This window comes from Wolbachia endosymbiont (group A) of Sympetrum striolatum (assembly GCF_947250715.1).
Classification (GTDB): domain Bacteria; phylum Pseudomonadota; class Alphaproteobacteria; order Rickettsiales; family Anaplasmataceae; genus Wolbachia.
Window position 1 is genome coordinate 872174 of record NZ_OX366342.1, and the last position, 17307, is coordinate 889480.

16 protein-coding genes and 1 pseudogene are annotated in these 17307 nt (G+C 34.9%); 4 read left to right on the forward strand and 13 right to left on the reverse strand.

From position 1 onward, the window contains the following. Positions 1-274: 274 nt before the first annotated feature. From OOK87_RS07350 to OOK87_RS04300, 7 genes and pseudogenes are all read right to left on the reverse strand, one after another. Positions 275-856, reverse strand: a complete 582-nt coding sequence (locus OOK87_RS07350; RefSeq protein ID WP_319803100.1) for a hypothetical protein — start codon at positions 854-856, stop codon at positions 275-277. A 41-nt stretch (positions 857-897) separates the two neighbouring features. Continuing rightward, a complete protein-coding gene (locus tag OOK87_RS04285; RefSeq protein ID WP_319803101.1) occupies positions 898-3660 on the reverse strand; it encodes a cytoplasmic incompatibility factor CifB in 2763 nt (920 codons plus the stop codon). Between the two features lie 86 nt (positions 3661-3746). Beyond that, the gene (locus OOK87_RS04290; protein ID WP_319803102.1) at positions 3747-5039 is read right to left on the reverse strand and encodes a cytoplasmic incompatibility factor CifA; all 1293 of its coding nucleotides are present in this window, start codon (positions 5037-5039) and stop codon (positions 3747-3749) included. Further along, a complete protein-coding gene (locus OOK87_RS07355; protein ID WP_319803103.1) occupies positions 5017-5217 on the reverse strand; it encodes a hypothetical protein in 201 nt (66 codons plus the stop codon). Before OOK87_RS07355 ends, OOK87_RS04290 begins: the two co-directional genes overlap by 23 nt. 109 nt (positions 5218-5326) lie before the next feature. After that, a pseudogene (locus OOK87_RS07535) lies at positions 5327-5497 on the reverse strand (pyrimidine dimer DNA glycosylase/endonuclease V); the annotation flags it as partial. A 9-nt stretch (positions 5498-5506) separates the two neighbouring features. Further along, complete coding sequence (locus tag OOK87_RS04295) at positions 5507-6040, reverse strand: pyrimidine dimer DNA glycosylase/endonuclease V (RefSeq protein WP_253307348.1); 534 nt, start codon at positions 6038-6040, stop codon at positions 5507-5509. A gap of 20 nt (positions 6041-6060) precedes the next feature. After that, complete coding sequence (locus tag OOK87_RS04300; protein ID WP_264688169.1) at positions 6061-6969, reverse strand: Rpn family recombination-promoting nuclease/putative transposase; 909 nt, start codon at positions 6967-6969, stop codon at positions 6061-6063. 387 nt (positions 6970-7356) lie between these two features. Between OOK87_RS04300 and wmk (OOK87_RS04305) the strand changes: the two genes are divergently transcribed. Both wmk (OOK87_RS04305) and OOK87_RS04310 read left to right on the forward strand, forming a co-directional pair. Further along, complete coding sequence (gene wmk, locus OOK87_RS04305) at positions 7357-8298, forward strand: WO male-killing family protein Wmk (RefSeq protein WP_253307346.1); 942 nt, start codon at positions 7357-7359, stop codon at positions 8296-8298. A gap of 212 nt (positions 8299-8510) precedes the next feature. Then, positions 8511-9212 carry a JAB domain-containing protein gene (locus tag OOK87_RS04310; protein WP_264688170.1) on the forward strand — a complete coding sequence of 234 codons (702 nt, stop codon included), beginning with the start codon at positions 8511-8513 and terminating at the stop codon, positions 9210-9212. Here OOK87_RS04310 and OOK87_RS04315 read toward each other — a convergent pair. Then, positions 9144-9431, reverse strand: coding sequence for a hypothetical protein (locus tag OOK87_RS04315; RefSeq protein ID WP_264688171.1), 288 nt, complete (start codon positions 9429-9431; stop codon positions 9144-9146). The two genes, OOK87_RS04310 and OOK87_RS04315, sit on opposite strands and share 69 nt — an antisense overlap. Before the next feature lie 92 nt (positions 9432-9523). Here OOK87_RS04315 and wmk (OOK87_RS04320) point away from each other — a divergent pair, with 92 nt between their 5' ends. After that, on the forward strand, positions 9524-11311 hold the full coding sequence (gene wmk / locus OOK87_RS04320) for a WO male-killing family protein Wmk (RefSeq protein ID WP_264688172.1): 1788 nt from the start codon (positions 9524-9526) through the stop codon (positions 11309-11311). 210 nt (positions 11312-11521) lie between these two features. Here wmk (OOK87_RS04320) and ligA read toward each other — a convergent pair whose 3' ends face one another. Then, on the reverse strand, positions 11522-13429 hold the full coding sequence (gene ligA, locus OOK87_RS04325; protein WP_264688173.1) for an NAD-dependent DNA ligase LigA: 1908 nt from the start codon (positions 13427-13429) through the stop codon (positions 11522-11524). Positions 13430-13668: 239 nt separating this feature from the next. On the opposite strand from ligA, the gene OOK87_RS04330 reads away from it, so the two are divergent. Continuing rightward, positions 13669-14430, forward strand: a complete 762-nt coding sequence (locus OOK87_RS04330) for a helix-turn-helix transcriptional regulator (RefSeq protein ID WP_253308909.1) — start codon at positions 13669-13671, stop codon at positions 14428-14430. A gap of 63 nt (positions 14431-14493) precedes the next feature. On the opposite strand, the gene OOK87_RS04335 is transcribed toward OOK87_RS04330, so the two are convergent. The 4 genes from OOK87_RS04335 to OOK87_RS04350 all read right to left on the reverse strand — a co-directional run bounded on the left by OOK87_RS04335 (position 14494) and on the right by OOK87_RS04350 (position 17306). Further along, on the reverse strand, positions 14494-14826 hold the full coding sequence (locus OOK87_RS04335; RefSeq protein ID WP_264688174.1) for a hypothetical protein: 333 nt from the start codon (positions 14824-14826) through the stop codon (positions 14494-14496). A gap of 5 nt (positions 14827-14831) precedes the next feature. Further along, complete coding sequence (locus OOK87_RS04340) at positions 14832-15641, reverse strand: ankyrin repeat domain-containing protein (protein ID WP_264688175.1); 810 nt, start codon at positions 15639-15641, stop codon at positions 14832-14834. Between the two features lie 517 nt (positions 15642-16158). Then, entirely contained in the window at positions 16159-16488 is a 330-nt protein-coding gene (locus OOK87_RS04345; protein WP_253308912.1) for a hypothetical protein, read from the reverse strand. Positions 16489-16661: 173 nt separating this feature from the next. Next, positions 16662-17306, reverse strand: coding sequence for a hypothetical protein (locus OOK87_RS04350; protein ID WP_253308913.1), 645 nt, complete (start codon positions 17304-17306; stop codon positions 16662-16664). Position 17307: the final 1 nt, after the last annotated feature.

Consider the following 17307-nt stretch of genomic DNA (forward strand, 5'->3'; position numbering starts at 1 on the left):
ACGCGATTCCAAGAAAAAATCTTCTCACGCTAGCTGATTTTTGTTGCTGGAAATGGTTGCATCATTTAAATTTATTAATGTTATACACTACCAAATTAATAGTTGCTCATTTAAGAACCTCCTTCAACTTTACCCAACTCGACACATATACTTTTTGAAACATTGCTGCAAGTAGAAAAAAACAGGTTACCCACCTTAACTTCTTTAAATTTGCTCACAATCTTTACTTGATGCATAAGGTTTTTGTTACACTCCTTTCATCTACCGATTACCTCTACTTACCGCCTTTACCTTTGCTAAGGTCAGAAACACGACTAGCTTCAGGACCTTCTAAACTCGACTGTGGCAGGTCACCAAAATTACTGGAATCACTAACACCAAGCGATATAGGTGCTTCTACTAATCCATACCCTCCTCCTACTCTGTGATATCCTAATTCTAGATAAGTACGTAGTAATGGATCAATTTGTTCTCTATTTTGAATGTATGCTTGCAATTGCACATCTTGAAATCCCGGATCATTCCTGAATAATTGTGAAATGCCCACTCTTATGTTCTGAAAGTAATTTCTATCTCTGTTTGGGTGGCCTCTTCCAAGAAAATCGCGTATTATATTTATGATATTCTGCACTTGCCCAACAGGATTTTCGTTTAGAACTCGATTAATATCACTAGCATTTTCTAATGCCCATAAACCACAATTCCAACCATCTGTTTGCTGACTAACAGAAACATTATTAATCCTGATATTATTTCCTAAGTTATTTTGAATGATATCAGTAATACCACCTGGAACAGCAGTAGCAGTTGAATCAGCATAGTACCCAACATAGTTCCCATTTTGACGTTCAATCACTAGTGTAACCCAATGAGTATTATTTAAAGTAATGATTAAAGTTAAACGCTGTTGTTCTTCATTTTCCCTAAATTGATTAATACTCTAACAATGTGCTCGTTACCGTCATTCCTTGCCAAATTAGCTACTTCAAAAGTGTGATTACCTTCAGTACGAAGCTGATATCGCAATCTTCCAGCGTGAGCTATATCAATTTGTTGAAGCCAGTAATCATAATGTTCATTTCTCGTCGCAAATTCTAGTGTAAGTAGATCATTTACTTCTATCCCTTGATTTCCAAGAATATCTCTTATTTGTCTTCTTATCTCTTGTGCTGTAGGAATGGAATTATCACCTCCCCTTATTCTTGACTTTAATGTTTCTATTACCTGTGCTCTAGTACCTTGCAAGTAACTAAATGGAACGTGCAGATTATCATCTATATCAAGCAAAAAAATAGAGTTCTGTCCTGGTTTTCTTTCCGTGTAAAAGCGCCTGAAATTTTCACGAGTCTGATCTGATAATAGACCCTCTGGTGGATTTTCATCAATAACACTTTCAGGTCCCACTAATCCTCTAGTACTGCGGTCAAGCCTATGTATATATAGTTCTTGTGGAATAGATATAAGATCTTCTACTCTCTGTGCACCTGCATTAAATACAGCAGAAGATAAAACCACCTCATTTCCAGGAGTAATAGGCAAATATCCCCTTTGCTTGTTCATAAGTTCTTTTATTCGATCTTTTGCGTTATTCTCCTTTTGTGCTACTTCTTCTGCATTATCAGCAAATCCTAATACATATACAATCGGGTGAGTATCTGGAGCATTCTCCGTAGATTGTCTTAATAATAAAAGGTCTAATCTCTGTTCTGTAATTCTTGTGAGCATTACCCTTTCTCCTTCTTCTTCCTGCCTCCTTTTCAAACTATATGTTTGACCAATTTTATACATAGCAAGCACTTTATCAGGATCGTCACTAGCATAAAATGTACCATGTAGTATAGAACGAAACTTATCCTCACTATTAACATTTATTGCATCCCTAAGTGGCATCAATGCTCCAGAGATCTCTTGAAATAATCCTCTATGCTGACCTACATTTTTCCAGCCATCATTCATAACCCTTTCTGAAATACCATTTACATTTTCAGCATTAGGTACTTGTACAAGATCACCATCAAGAAAATTATTTGCATTATTATTTTGGTAATCGTGATATAAACCAAGGTCATTTGGTTGATCAATATCTAGCTCAAATTGGTCATTAAGTGTGCATGAAACTTCCCATACATGAACATTATTTCCATTAATATTAAGATTTTCTAAATTGATTGCTCCTTGTTGTTGTGCATCGTGAGCTCTAATATGGAGTATAACTATATCAGAACCTTCAGCATGAAAGACCATAGTCAATGCGCGCTTTCTTAAATTGGGGTCACAATGTATAAATGTGTGCTTTATTATATGTACTTCATCTTCCTCTACACCTTCTAGTTGTAAAGGGTGTATATCAAAAGCACTACTTCCAAAAGTAAAACCAGTTATACAATCAAATACTCTGTTATAATTATCTGCATTTCTTGGTATTTCACCAGGAAGATGTTGAAGCAAGAAATCTCTAATATTCTCTCCAACCTCTTCATCTTCTATATACTCAAACAATCTTTGTACTAAAGGAAATCTATCCTGTTGAAGCCCTACTGTATCAACACTAAAAGGATCTAGATTTAAATTAAAATTTAATCCAACACAAACAGTATGCTCTGATGTGGTATGAATAGGTATAAATGAAGAATTGTGTAACCTTCCAGCGTAGCCTATGGCACAGTTTAATGCAACATCTGACGGTGTGTCAAATATAGCAAGATTAATAACAATAGGAATATTTTCTCTTTCTGCTTGATGACGTACAAGAAAAGCAACATGTGAGTTTCTAGGAGATAAGTCAAGATCGATGCCTATTGTGTAGCGATGACTAAAATTTGCTAAAAAACCTAATAAAAACCCGTGACTCTCAAATTTTTGACTGCGATTTTCAATATTATTTTCTAGCGCTTGTCTGCAATTATCATAGATGTCAGTGATGTATGGCAAAACTTCCCTGTGCATTCTACGTTCTACATTTTGTCTTTGGTTATTTGCTAGTATTCCCATAAAGTTGTCAATCCTTTGTTGACCTTGTGCTACCTGTGCAAACTTGACTGATCTATCAAGTTGTCTGAGCTGATTGTAATTGAGTTGTCTTCCTTTTATTTCCTGAATTGTCAATCCGTGATCTCCTAAGAGTTGTCTAAGAAGACTAATCTCAGATGCTGAATACTTGGCAAATTTATCTCTATCTCTAAAATCCTTTTCACGAATCACCTCGAATACTGTTGCAATTGCCTCTCCCTGACTCTTGCCCTTTCCATGCATGCATACTTTGTATTGCTCAAAATTTAAGTCTTCTTCCCTTAAATTTGGATTTTGCCGTCTAATCTCTCGCACTAGAGCATTTCTCTCCCTTGTACTGAACCTCAACCCATCACTATTAGGACGATCAGAAATACTGTAGCATCTGACAACTTGCTGTCCGTCACGATAAACAGCGACTTTTAGATTTCCTGTATTTCTATTTCTACCACCTGTATCAATACCATGATTATCAAAACGAAAATACACTCTCTCATTTTCATTTAAGATATTAGCATCATGTGCAGTAGAAAACATACTAAAAAAGAATACAGGAAGGAAACGACCTGCACTCACATGATACAAGAAAGATGGACATTGATCTAAAAAAGATTCAAATCCTTGTCTGAATCCTTCAAGATCTCCATCCACCAAACTCCTAATAAATCCATCACCATTACTCGTACAAAATACCCCTTATTTACTACGACCAGAAACACCAAGAGTTCATAAGTGGATTACTTATTACCACTAAGCGTAAAGACGCTTTTTTTCTTATAAGAAGAAACACCACTTACACTAGGAGTTCCAAGCTCAGACTGTGGACCATCATCAACTGGCAAAGTTGTTTTCTTACTACCATGAGCTTTAGATCGTGACCGTAAATTATTCCAAGGACCATCACCTACAGGTGGTAAAATTGTTTTCTCCAACTCAGAGAATAATTCTTCCGCAAACAGACCGTAATCTACATTTACTCTTTTACCTTCTCTACCACATAATCTAAGACTTTTTATTATCCTTCCCTTAAAGAACTCAAATCTTTCAGGAAAGCTATTTTTAGCAAATAACATCATATCTAGTATTTCTTTTTTCTCTATTTCTTTTTCCTCATCAGACTTATAAATGTCTTCTCGTTTCCAGTTAATTATTAACCCTGCAAGCATGTCCTGTATAGGAACTATACAATTAGAAATATTAACAGAAATCTTTCTGTATTCAATAAAGCAGTCACATTTCCAAATCTTCATAATAAGAGATCTAGCTTGAACATTTGATTCAGGATTTTTCAACATTACATTTGAAAGTGAGTAAAGAAGGAGGTCATACTCATCCTGTGAGAGTATTTCCTTTGAATGATCACCTCGTGCTGAAGCTTCCTCATAACACCAGCACTGTACCAAATCATGAACCGTATCAAAAAAACATGACTCTATTAATTCAGCAAGAAGAGCATATACTCCCTTATCTTTCTGCAATAATTTCTGTAAAAGAGTATCTTTATCGACTATCTTATTTACACAAAAATCTAAAATAGGAGCATCTTTCTCAACAGATTGAACGCGGGACAGAGCAATAATAGCTTCTGTAAGTTTCTTTTCCTTATCTTCTTCTTTTAAATGATTATAAAAATACTCTACTCCTTCACTCCACTTAAGTTTTACAGCACTTTCAAAGCCTTCTACTGCATCATACTTCTTTAATTCCCCAGATTCTCTATCGATCCAGAAGTTGAACACATCACCTTTTCTCTTCATGCTATTTAATAGGGAGTTTCGTATGTATTTATCAGTTATAGGATTACCGCTACCATCAAGTGTGCCAGGAGGAAAACTGTTCTTGTAAAATTCAAATCTTTTTTGAAAGAATGGATGAATTTTATCCACTACACAGTAACTACAAGCCATCTCATATTTGCGAAGTGGATTATCTATTCCACCTATTTTCTCTTCAGTAAACCTTTGACCTAAAGCAGCATTATCCAACCTTACACCTGACCAGCAACCTTCATCTTGGAATACATTGTGCAAAAAACTTCAACTTATCACCCTTAAAGTATTTTATGTGCTCCATAAAGTTATCTTGAAGGACTCCCACCCATCTCTTGATAGCTGACTTCCTCCCGGCAGCAACTGTTGGATCTGGATGTTTAATAGCTTCCTGTAATTTTTTGGACATCGTAGCCCGAAGCTCTTTCTGTGTTGGCATTAACCCCTCCTATTAAGTATTTATATAAAAAAGGCATTGTACAGACATTAGAATGGATTGCAATATTAAAATTACTAGAATAGAGGGTTTAATAAAAAAAACGTTATGGCTAAAACTTCTTTTCTTGAATTTTCTCAATATAATCAACAGAAAACCCTGTTATTTCAGCAATAACATCAATAGAAACACCCGCCTTGAGTGAATTTTTAGCCACAGCTATTTTAGCCTGTTTTTCGCCCTCTTCCCTGCTTTTTTCATGTCCGATTTGGATGGCTTCTTTATTTATGAGCTATATTAGCTGTGGTATTGTGTAGCAGATTATCCAACCTGGTGCTTCTCTACCTTTTTCCCACTTAGCAAACCTCATCTTTTCTTTTAGGTAATATTCTCTATAGGCTTCTATTGGATTACTACATTTATATCGATCAGGTAACGCTTGTGTAAAAATTTGTATATCAGCTGATTGAAAAATTAGCAAATCCTTATTATTATCACACCAATCTATAACTTCTTCGGATTTATGCGTTCTTTTGTATCGCAAGCTATACTCTATGCACAATTCTTTTCCATGCTTTATCAACCAATTAAAGTTTCCTTTTGAGTGTCTAGCCCATAGAGAACAAGGGTGGTTTTTGTGAGTAAGTTTATATGGAACTTCTATATTCTGGTCTGTGATGCTGACTAAAGGATTTGGCACTTTTAATGCTATTGAAAAAACATTACTTAATAACTGAGCAGTTTCTAATGGCATTTTTACTATATGCTTATCACATAACATTTGTGCCGCAATTGCTGGGTTTTCATCTAGTACAAAGATGTTCATCTAGACACCCAAAGATAGAATTAGCTTAAGTCTTTGACTTCGTTAACTGTAAGACCAGTAGTTTGAGCTATTATATCGATAGAAACCCCTGCTTTAAGTAGGTTTTTTGCGACTTCAATTTCCCTTTCTTTTCTGCCTTTTTCATGACCGATTTGGATGCCTTCTTCTCTGCCTTCTTCTCTGCCTTTTTCAGTAGCATCATCAAGTTTTTGAGCGAGGACAGCCTGTTCATCAAGAATACGTTTTATTTCCTGTTCATAGGCAATAAATTCTTTTTCTGACCAGTTAAATCTATTTAGCTCTTCATAGGCCTTTTTAATTATTACATCACTACCTATTATTTTTTCCAGCTCTTCTTCACTAGTCTCATCTGCATATCGAAAAAAATAAACCCATTTTTCAACTATATTTTCCAACTGATCTTCCTTATTCTTTGGAAATTTTGGCAACTCAATAAATATAAAATAGAAATCTTTTAGATCATGCTCATTAGTGTCTTCATCTCGAATAGTATGCTTTGATTTGTACTCAGATTTATTAGGAAACAGTACACAATCTGCTATAGCAATGAAGATAATTTCCTTAAGGTTATGATACTGGTCACCTTTATCAGCTTGCCTTGAGTAAGCTTTAGCAGCATAGTATTGAGCACGTTTTTCAAATCCTTTAGTTTTAGCGACCTGCATCTCGCAAATGTATTGAGCACCTGTAGAATCTCTACAGAGAACATCAACAATACTTTGCTTTTTAGCGGCGATATCAGGGTCTTGAATAGTACTTAAAAACTCTATATCATTTATTTCATTTTTACCAGTAAAGCCAAGAATATCATTGAGGAAGTGAATAAGGATATCTTTATTTTTTTCAGTACCGAAGATACGCTTAAACGATACATCATTTTTGGGATCAAGAAACTTAGAAAAAGCCATGAGACATTAACCTAAAAAGCATTAATAATTATACACAATTCTGAAGAAATGTTCAAGTTTTTTATTTTTTTAAGTTTTGAATGCGTTGATGAAAAAAAATGTCTCCCATAGATGGCTTTAGAATGCTACTACGCACCTTAGAGGTTGTTTGGGGTAGATCTTTTTATAACCCACTCATAAAGGCGCCTAAAAACCACGGCAAATGAATTCATGAGCTATAAAGAGCTTTAAAAACACTTATTTTTGGTGCAAGGGCCTAACAAAAGTGCGAGCGTAAGCCTACCATTAGCTCTCACACCTTTCATAATAAAGAGCTTGAAGTCAACATTTTCATGGTAAATTTATGCTCACCTGTGTAATAATGTGTAGTTTATTTCTGTTAGCGGCATGGCAAAACGTACTACTATCTCCATAAGATACGAAATAGCGCAGAATGTAAGAAGCTGGATATTAAAGCGAAAATATACCCAAAAAGATTTAGCAAATAAAACAGGTATAGAATACTATACGCTGCTAAGGTATGTAAAAGGAAAATGTGGCATTCCAACTGAAAAGTTAAAACGTATAGCAAAGGCATTGTCAGTTCCTATTAGTAATCTACTTCCTCCACCAAGAGAAGACAGTTGTTTTGATAAAGATAAGGCGCAAGAGACGTACGATTTCATGGGAAAATACATGAAAACAAAGGGGAGAGGACCGCGCAAGGCAATTAATGCATTAACCAAATTTATTCGAGCTCAAGAGGAAAGTGATGTAAAAGCAGCAAGAATAAGAATGGCAAAAAATATGCTCGAGTTAGAATTTGATGCTGATATTATCTACCAAGCAACAGGCTTATCAATAGATGAATATGATAACAAAGAGCTAGTTGTCTGTAAGCGTCACAAGGAAGGACAAGAGATGAAGAAATGGAGGATAATAAGGGAATATACTCAAGAGGAATTGGCAAAAGAGCTCGGTGTAGCGCATTCACAAATACATAACTATGAACAAGGAAAGAGTACCTTTTTAAGCGAGGTGGCATGTAAGGTTGCAGAAATATTATCAGTGGATGATAAAGATCTGATAACGGAAGAAGATTACTATGAAGACGAGGAAGCGGAAAATGAGCTATTAAGTTTGACGAGAGAATTCAAAAGAATTGATAATCAGGAATCAAGAGATGAACTGAACATACTAATAGGATTTTTATCCCAAAGAAAGCAGATTTACAAAGAAAAGATCGACAAAGCAGAAGGGATAAAAGTAGCAAATAATCTACTTATACTAGGTATTTCTGTTGATGCTATTTCTTCAATCACTGGCTTATCTAGTGAGAACCAATCCTGAGCTTATTTTTTAAGAGTACGAATACAAAGTGATATCGCTTAAAGAAACCAATAATTATTAATATCTTCTATCTTTTCACAAAAAAAATAAACAAAAAAAAATCGAAAAAATTGACTTGACTCCCGCCAAAATAGATGGCTTTATGCCAAAGCTACTAAAAAAGTAGCAGTAAACATTTAAATTTTATAAGAAACTAATTCAAGGTAAATTTTATGAATAATAAGAATAAAGACGAAAATGAATTTATAGAAGAAATAAAGAGAGTAAAACAAAGCGGAGGAGAGGCTCTACTAGATCATGAAATAGTTGTAATGCTTCTAAGTTCAGTTCATGACAAAGCACAAGCTCAAGCTATTGCTGGAAAGCTAATGGATACTTGTAAAGGAATAGGAGGAATTTTGGGTCGAGAAATGTATGAGCTGAAACTAATAGATGGGGTAACTGACTCTGCAGTTGCAGCGATTGAATGTGTTAAGCAAGCTCCAAAGAGGGCACTAAGAGAGGATTTAAAGAAAGGGCCTGTAATGGATAATTACGCAAAACTCGTAGAATATATAAGGGTAAATATAGGTCTATCAGCAAAGGAAGCTGCAATGATAATTTATTTGGATAAGCAGTACCATTTGATAGAAGATGAGGTGCACATGGGTACAATAGATGAAGTATATATTTATGAAAGGGAAGTAATAAAAAAGGCACTAACAATAGAGGCAAAATCAATAATACTGTCGCACAACCATCCAGGAGGAAGTTTAAAGCCATCCAAGGAGGATAAAGCTGTGACGAGTGAATTAGCGGCAGTATGTCAAGGCGTGAGAATGGAGCTAGAGGATCACATTCTTATATCAGGTAAAAAACATTTCAGTTTTAAGAAAAACGATCTGCTTAGCCTTCTTATTCATGACTTTGCTTAAAAGGACAGACAACGGGGTTTTCTTATCAGTTTGCTTTTCAATAGCATCCAATATTCCCGCTAATCTGCTTACAGTTTCCTTTGTGGACTGCTTGATGGTACGACTCATACCTCTAATAGCATCCAATATTCCATTTTTCGACAATCTGTCAAGATCTATGGTTAACTCGTACGTATTTCCCTCTTTATCTTTAAAAGGTACAATTACTTTATTATTCATATAAACCTCCAATATTAAAATATTATCTAAGTATACATTGTCATTTGTTGCTTTATTATTAATTCACCATGTGAATATTATAGACATAATAAATGAGCATTCTATATTATGCAACTCTTTTCAATACAAGTTTAGCTAAGGATGTAAAGACTGAAGGTATGCCTTCCCCTCGTGACAAGTCAATCAATTTTGGAGAAGGACGTGGATTTTATAACACAAAATCTTTAAATCGTCAAAGTTCAAATCCATTTATTCCAGCTTTAAACAAGATAGAGCCGAGTGCAATTGAAAATGCAGAATTGATATGGTTTAAAAATGCAGTGGTAAAGGTAAAAAGTGTAAGTGAACTGAACAAAGTTGTAGATCAAGCACTAGATGCTGGAATCAGGATAAACGCATATAGTGAAGGACAGACGAGTTTTGCTGATGCAGTAATATTGAAAATGCTTTCGATCCCATGCAAAGAAAATGAGAAGGAAGATATAATATGTGAATTGATGCTAAGTGGAGCAATGTTCAGTTACGATCTATTGCAGGATAAGCGAATAAGTGAAGTTCACAACAAACTGTACCAAGAGGTAAAGCCACAGATAGACGAGCGGCTTAAAGAACTGAAGGAGGCCGGAGAAAATGCTGTTCAAGGAGGAATCGTAGAAGATGTATGTATAGATAACAAAACATTTTATATGAAGTTTTCTAAAGATAGCACAGTAAAGCCTGTGGAAGTGCTAGAAGGTGCAAGAAGGTTAGGTCTAAACACAGGATGTGTGGAACTAGGTGGCAACATTATAAAAATAGGTGACAGCGAAATCGAAGTCAGCGAAAAAGGAGGTAAAAGAAACTATACCGATTTATCCGGTGACGCCGTTATGTTAGAACTTCCTACGAGTATCGGTAAGCTAAATATTATATTGCCACTAATGACGAGATCTACTGCCTCCATAAGGCACAAAATAGCACAAAATATAAGAAGCTGGATATTAAAGCGGAAATATAACGCAAAAGATTTGGCAAATGAAACAGGTATAAAATACTATACGCTGCTAAGGTATGTAAAAGGGAAATCTGGCATTCCAACTAAAAAGTTAAAGCGCATAACAAAAGCATTGTCAATTTCTGTTAGTAATCTACTTCTTGAACGAAAACCACTGAGAGAAAACAGTTGTTTTGATAAAGATAAGACGCAAGAGACATATAATTTCATAGGAAAATACATAAAAATAAGTGAGAGAGAACCACGCAAGGCAATTAATGCATTAACCAAATTTATTCGAGCTCAAGAGGAAAGTGATGTAAAAGCAGCAAGAATAAGAATGGCAAAAAATATGCTCGAGTTAGAATTTGATGCTGATATTATCTACCAAGCAACAGGCTTATCAATAGATGAATATGATAACAAAGAGCTAGTTGTCTGTGAGCGTCACAAGGAAGGACAAGAGATGAAGAAATGGAGGATAATAAGGGAATATACTCAAGAGGAATTGGCAAAAGAGCTAGGTGTAGCAAGTTCACAAATACATAACTATGAACAAGGGAAGAGTACCTTTTTGAGCGAGGTGGCATGTAAAGCAGCAGAAATATTATCAGTAGATGCTGAAGATCTAATAACGGAAGAAGATTACTATGAAAGTGAAGACGAGGAAGTAGAAAATGAGCTATTAAGTTCGACGAGAGAATTCAAAAGAATTGATAATCAGGAATCAAGAGATGAACTGAACATACTAATAGAATTTTTATCCCAAAGAAGGCAAATTTACAAAGAAAAGATCGACAAAGCAGAGGGGATCAAAGTTGCAAATAATCTGCTTATATTGGGCATTCCCATCGATATTATCCCCGAGATAACTGGCTTAACTGTAGAGGAACTTGAAACCAAATAGGCATCCATAGCAAGAATTTCATATAGAGCTTATGGTTTCAAAAAAAGCTAACAATAACACAAAGTGTGCTACAAGGTATGAAATAGCACAAAAAGTAAGAAGCTGTAGGTTAAAGCGAGGATATACCCAAAAGGACCTAGCAAATAAAATCGGACTATTATTTGTGCCGAGGAAATGACGCAGTAGATACAAGAATTGATCGAGAAGGGTTTATTCTTCTCCCAAGATTAATTTATTAAATTTTTCCTCAGTTAAAATTTTAACACCTAGTTCTAAAGCTTTGTGATACTTTGACCCTGGATCTTTACCTACAACCACAAAATCCTTATTTTTGGACACACTAGAGCTAACTTTTACACCTAAAGATTCGGCTTTTGCTTGCGCTTCCTTTCTCTCCCTTGACAGCTTGCCAGTAAAAACCACTATTTTACCGCTGAGCGGGGAATTACTAACATTAGCACTTACAGACAGAATAGTTAATTGATTAGTAAGATCACTTACCATTTCAATATTATCCTCATCAGAGAAAAATTCCTCCAAGGAAGTTATGGTCTCTTCGCCTACGCCTATTATGCTCATTAATTCTTCTTCATCAGCAGAATACCAATTTTCATATGAGCCATAATGTTTTGCTAGTAATTTTGCTACGTGTGGTCCTACGAATCTAATTCCCAAAGAAGATATAAATTTTTCAAGAGTTATGGTTTTTCTGCTATTGATAGAATTCAATAGATTAGATACGGATTTCTCAGCCCATCCATTTAGCTCACTTAAGTTGAAATTTTTGAGTTTTTCTTCGAGAGCAAAAATATCAGATATTTTCCTTATCAAACCAAGGTCATAAAAGAACTCTATTTGCTTATCGCCAAAACCTTTAATGTCAAGAACTTCCACAAAATGTTTTAACTTTCCTATTCGCTGTGCTGGGCAATCATTTCCTCCAGAACATATAGCTATAGTTCCCCAGTCATCAACTCTACTGCCACATTCCGGGCAAATATCAGGAAAAACAAACTTTGGTGTATTACGAGGACGAAACTTTTTGTCCACTTCGACTATCTGAGGAATTGTGTCACCCGCTCGTTTCACTACTACAATGTCACCTTCCCTTATGTCCTTACGCTTGATTTCATCTTTATTATACAGATTTGCTCTAGTAATGATCACCCCACCTACATTTATCGGAGCTAATTTAGCAACAGGATTCAATTTGCCCGTTTTGCCTACTTGTATTAATATTTCAACTATCTTAGTTTTTCCTTGAGCTGCTGGAAACTTGTGTGCTATAGCTCCTCTTGGTGCTTTACTGGTATTACCTAGATGATCTTGCAACTCTAAGTTGTTGATTTTATATACTATGCCATCAATATCATAACCTAATTCATGGCGATTATCGTAGATTTTGTTATAGAACCCCAGCATTTCGTACACATTTTTTGCTAAGCATTGATGTTCATTTACACAGAATCCAAGCTTTTTCAGCGTATTTAATACTTCAGACTGGGTATTTTCTGTTCCACCAATTAAAGAATAGGCAAAATACTTCAGTGGCCTACTAGCGGTGACCTCTGGATTTAGGTGTCTTAGTGAGCCTGACGCTGTGTTGCGTGGATTTGAGAAATTCTTATTTAATTTTAAAAAGTCGTCATTACTTATGTATGCTTCCCCTCTCACCTCTAATCTACCCTTTACATCAGGTAAAACTTTAGGCAATCCTTCTATAGTTGCAACATTTTTTGTTACATCTTCACCGTAATGGCCATCACCTCGAGTTAAACCTTTAATGAACATACCATCCTCATAAATTGCAGTGAAACTTAAGCCATCAATTTTCAGCTCGCACATTATCTTCAGCTCATCTGTATTTAGGAGTTCTCTGGACTTAGCAATAAATTCTTCAATGTCTTCTTGGCTGTAAACTTTGTTTAACGAGAGCATAGGCACAATATGCTGTACCTTGGAAAACCTATCGTCAGGCGCAGTACCAACGGTTTGAATATCTACCTTTTTTACCAGTTCATCGTACTCTGCATCGGTTATTTCTTGCCTATTTTCCCGATAGTACAACTCGTTGTGGCGTTTTATTTCTTCTTGTAGTTTTAATGTATTTTCAGTCATAATTTTTACCTCAACCACTGTTTCAGTATACAGCGTCAGTTGTAAATTAATTATTAACCATTACGTACGTTTTGCATGTATTTTATAAACAAGATTCTCGCTTTGCTTCTACTTTTATATTCAATATATAATATTTAAATAGAAATAGGAAAGTATTTAATTACGTACATTATGAAGTAGTAAAACTTTAATAAAACTCAATAATACTGTATTATATTTGTTCTGCAATTGTGCAAAAAATGACCACTACCGAAAAGAAAGTTGCTGCTGGCTCTCTAAGTGACCAAATAATTCAAGAGATAAAAAATTTGAGGTTATTAAAAGGATACTCTCAAGCGTATGTAGCAAAAGAAATCGGTGTCTCAAAGAGACAGATGGGAAGATATGAAGAAGGGAGAGATAGCCTTTCGCCTAAAAAATTTGAGGATATCTTAAAAGTATTATCAATTGATGTTGAAGCTACATTTTCTAAATTAATAAAAGAAAATTGTATTAACAGCAAAGATGAGAAAGCATTAAGTGTAGTGCAAAATTTTAAAAAATTTAAGGACCAAGAACTTCGCAATGCATTATGTGTACTAGTCAAGATTTTATCAGAAGGTACTCAAATAAACAAGAGTATAACTGGTACAAAGCCTTTGAGCAACAAAATAAGACAAAAGTTAAAAGATTGGAGGTTTGTACAAGTGTGTACTCAAACGGATTTAGGAGACAAAGCAGGGTTATCACCTCAGCAAATACACAGATATGAGCAAGGAGTAAATGACATATCATTTAACAGGATATCTGAAATGGAAAAAGCATTATCATTGAGTAATGGGGCACTACTGCCAAGATCAAAAGACGAAATTTATTATGAAGATGAAGATACTGAAGGAGAAAAAAAAGTATTAAGTTTTATGAGAGGGTATCAAAATATAAGGAACGAAAGACTACAGAATACCATTTGTTCGTTTTTATCTGAGATTGCAAAAATTTGTGAAGAAGAACAGACACTTTGAGAGACTACAGATAGCAGCGCTAACATATGCGTCAAATGGAGCTATCTTCTCCTTCCCTTATACTTAACCCTGGGTTGAAGCTTGAGCTTTTACAAATAGCTCCCAATATCCCTTCTCATCGCCTTCTTCTGCTATCAATTGAACCAAACGCTGCATCAACCCATCATTCAGTATAACCATTTTTGTCCACTTACCCACTGGCTTTACAATATCGACTACTTTTAGATTTTCTTTATAGACCTGGATGTCATGATTCTCAACTTGATCTGTTTTCTTTTCACTCTCTCTCAAATGAAATGTTCTGACGAGGTTTTTGTATATTCCCCTAAAAAAAAGAAATATTTTAATAGCAATAATTAATATTGTACCGTATATAACGATCTGCTCGTAAGACATCTCCACTACTCTAAAATGATTCCATGAAGCATAAATAATTCTATAATTTCTTCGTTTTTATTCGCTTCAGCGTTTTCTAGCGCTGTGTAACCTTCTTCAGAGTTATAAGAACATTTCAGATGAACGTTTGCCTTTTTCTCTAGCAATAATTCCACAATTTCTTTATTGCCATTCATAACAGCAAGATGTAGCGGAGTACAACCATCTCTTCCGATTGCGTTAACATCTGCTCTATTTTGCAATAAAAGCTCCACATGATCTTTTTTATTCAATGAAACTGCAAGGAGAAGAGGAGTACTTCCTTCTATATTTTTAGCTTCGAGAAAAGCTCCCCCTTTTATCAGCAACCCCAACATTACTCCATCAGCATATTGTACAGCCAAATGAAGGGGAGATTTACCTAAACGATTTAGGCAATCAATATCCCCACCACATTGCAACAACTTCTGCATAACTTCCAAATGCTTATACTTTATTGAATAATGTAAAGGAGTATCACCATAAATGTTATGGACATTAATATTTTTAGTCCTTACTACAACAATTCGTAATATTTCTATAAACTCAAGTATGGAAGCAATGTGTAGTATTGTATTGCCTTCTCTATCTGCAGCATCAACGTTAGCACCATGTTTGACAAGGAATCGAATGATATTATAAAAGTTCTTTTCTGCAGCAAAATGTAAAAAACGAACACCCAATCTACTATTTATGATCCATTTGAAGACTGCACTAACTAATAAAGAAAAGAGGCTAGGATTTCTAAACTTATAGATTTTCTTTGATGCTTCATCTAAAATCTTTTCTACTGTCATAGCAACCCCACAAAAAATGTGTTTGTATTAGAGTATGCAGCGATAAATGTTTTGAAATTATTAACCGTTGCGTACGTCTTGCATGCATTTTACAAACGTAATTCTCGCTTTACTACTACTTTTATATTCAATAGATAATATTTAAATAGAAATAGAAAAGTATTTAAGGTAATATATGAATATAGAAATCTATTCCTTAGAAATTTGCTCTGAATTTTCTTTACTTACTGGTTTTTTTGACCGCGATACTGAAACTTGCTATAGTCTTTACTCAAGATTAAAACCTCATTCGATTTTTTTCAGTTGCCCATTCCATAACTCCATTTGGGTTCAATGATGTGGTATTCTGTATACATATCCCGTATTTCCTCACAATCATTATACGATAACATCACGAGTCGACAAAAGTTTCTTCATGGTCAAAATCTCTACCTCTTCTTCCGTATAGTTTTTGATCAATTAAATAAGGAGGATCACAATATATTTGCATGTTTAGGAATACTTTTTTTAAAGTCAGCTAAATCCACAGTAAGATTTTTAATTGAGCAATCTTTCTATTGAACTTAGTGTAAAACGTGGGTGTCCTGGCGCCCGACAATGTTGTACCGCTGAAAGATGAGCGATTTAATGCAAAAAATGCTGCAGCAATTTCAACTCTATCTTTCAAGGTGAAAAATGTTTTTTGTAGGCTATAAAACATGGAAGATGTCATATTTTGGTATTTCCGCACTACCTCTGCAAGACAAGAAGCATCTTCTAAAAGCACCTGCCAAAATTTTACTAATGGTTCAAAGGCGTCATAGCCATAAACTTTTGTTCCTCTGCTGGCTAATGCTAACTCCTCCACCTACAAAAGGAGCACAAAGCGTAGGTAACCCTTTTGGAATATATTTATTAATAATTTGAGAAACGGCACGACTCTTGCCACCAGGATAACGAAGAGGAGACTTTACAAGCAAAATTTGTTTCCTTTTCTTTATTTGCTACACTGAAAATATGTCTGCATTAGAAGTTGCCAATCTATTCTCTGGAAATTTGCTTAGAATTTTCTTTTACTGGTTCAATTGACACATCTTGAATTTCTTCTTCCGGCTTGTTTGGTTCAGCTAGAGTTGACTCTTCTTTAGATACTGCCTCTTTAGATTCTGCTGCTAATTTGCGTTGTTTGATAAATTTCTTCAATGTTTTGACTGCGATAAAGTTTATACTGAAAACACATGCAGAAGTTATTGCTAATGCTGGAAGAGGAGCTAAATTGAACATCGGCAAAATTGCCACAATCGTGCCAGATGTCAGTAAAAATGCTAACTTCTTGCTCCCGATTATCTTGTTTTTCTTAACCTTTATGGGGTTTAATTTTTTTATTTTCCCTTTTAGCTTTTTGAAGCCTTTTTTGAACACGTTGCCCTTTTTCAGCTCTTTTTCTACGGGTTTTGCTTTCTTTGTTTTTAAGCTTTTTATTTTCTCTTTTATTCCTTTTTTATCTTTTTTTACTTTAGAGGTCTTCTCCATCAACTTTAGAGGTTGCTCATGTAGCGGTTTTGGCTTATCGTTTGAAATTTTAGCTTCTTGCCCCTTAGTCACAGTTTTATGCTTTTTGGGCGAAACTATGTTTTTTAAACCTTTCTTTGCTTTGTGGTATAATTTCTTTAGTCTGCTTGGCATT

Excerpts from the sequence above, each read along its gene's own strand:
- OOK87_RS04295 (WP_253307348.1), bottom strand. The coding sequence starts at position 6,040 with ATGAACATCTTTGTACTAGATGAAAACCCAGCAATTGCGGCACAAATG.
- OOK87_RS04315 (WP_264688171.1), bottom strand. The coding sequence starts at position 9,431 with ATGAATAATAAAGTAATTGTACCTTTTAAAGATAAAGAGGGAAATACG.
- ligA (WP_264688173.1), bottom strand. The coding sequence starts at position 13,429 with ATGACTGAAAATACATTAAAACTACAAGAAGAAATAAAACGCCACAAC.
- OOK87_RS04340 (WP_264688175.1), bottom strand. The coding sequence starts at position 15,641 with ATGACAGTAGAAAAGATTTTAGATGAAGCATCAAAGAAAATCTATAAG.
- OOK87_RS04300 (WP_264688169.1), bottom strand. The coding sequence starts at position 6,969 with ATGGCTTTTTCTAAGTTTCTTGATCCCAAAAATGATGTATCGTTTAAG.
- OOK87_RS04330 (WP_253308909.1), top strand. The coding sequence starts at position 13,669 with ATGACCACTACCGAAAAGAAAGTTGCTGCTGGCTCTCTAAGTGACCAA.
- wmk (WP_253307346.1), top strand. The coding sequence starts at position 7,357 with ATGGCAAAACGTACTACTATCTCCATAAGATACGAAATAGCGCAGAAT.
- wmk (WP_264688172.1), top strand. The coding sequence starts at position 9,524 with ATGAGCATTCTATATTATGCAACTCTTTTCAATACAAGTTTAGCTAAG.
- OOK87_RS04310 (WP_264688170.1), top strand. The coding sequence starts at position 8,511 with ATGAATAATAAGAATAAAGACGAAAATGAATTTATAGAAGAAATAAAG.
- OOK87_RS04335 (WP_264688174.1), bottom strand. The coding sequence starts at position 14,826 with ATGTCTTACGAGCAGATCGTTATATACGGTACAATATTAATTATTGCT.
- OOK87_RS04350 (WP_253308913.1), bottom strand. The coding sequence starts at position 17,306 with ATGCCAAGCAGACTAAAGAAATTATACCACAAAGCAAAGAAAGGTTTA.
- OOK87_RS07355 (WP_319803103.1), bottom strand. The coding sequence starts at position 5,217 with ATGCCAACACAGAAAGAGCTTCGGGCTACGATGTCCAAAAAATTACAG.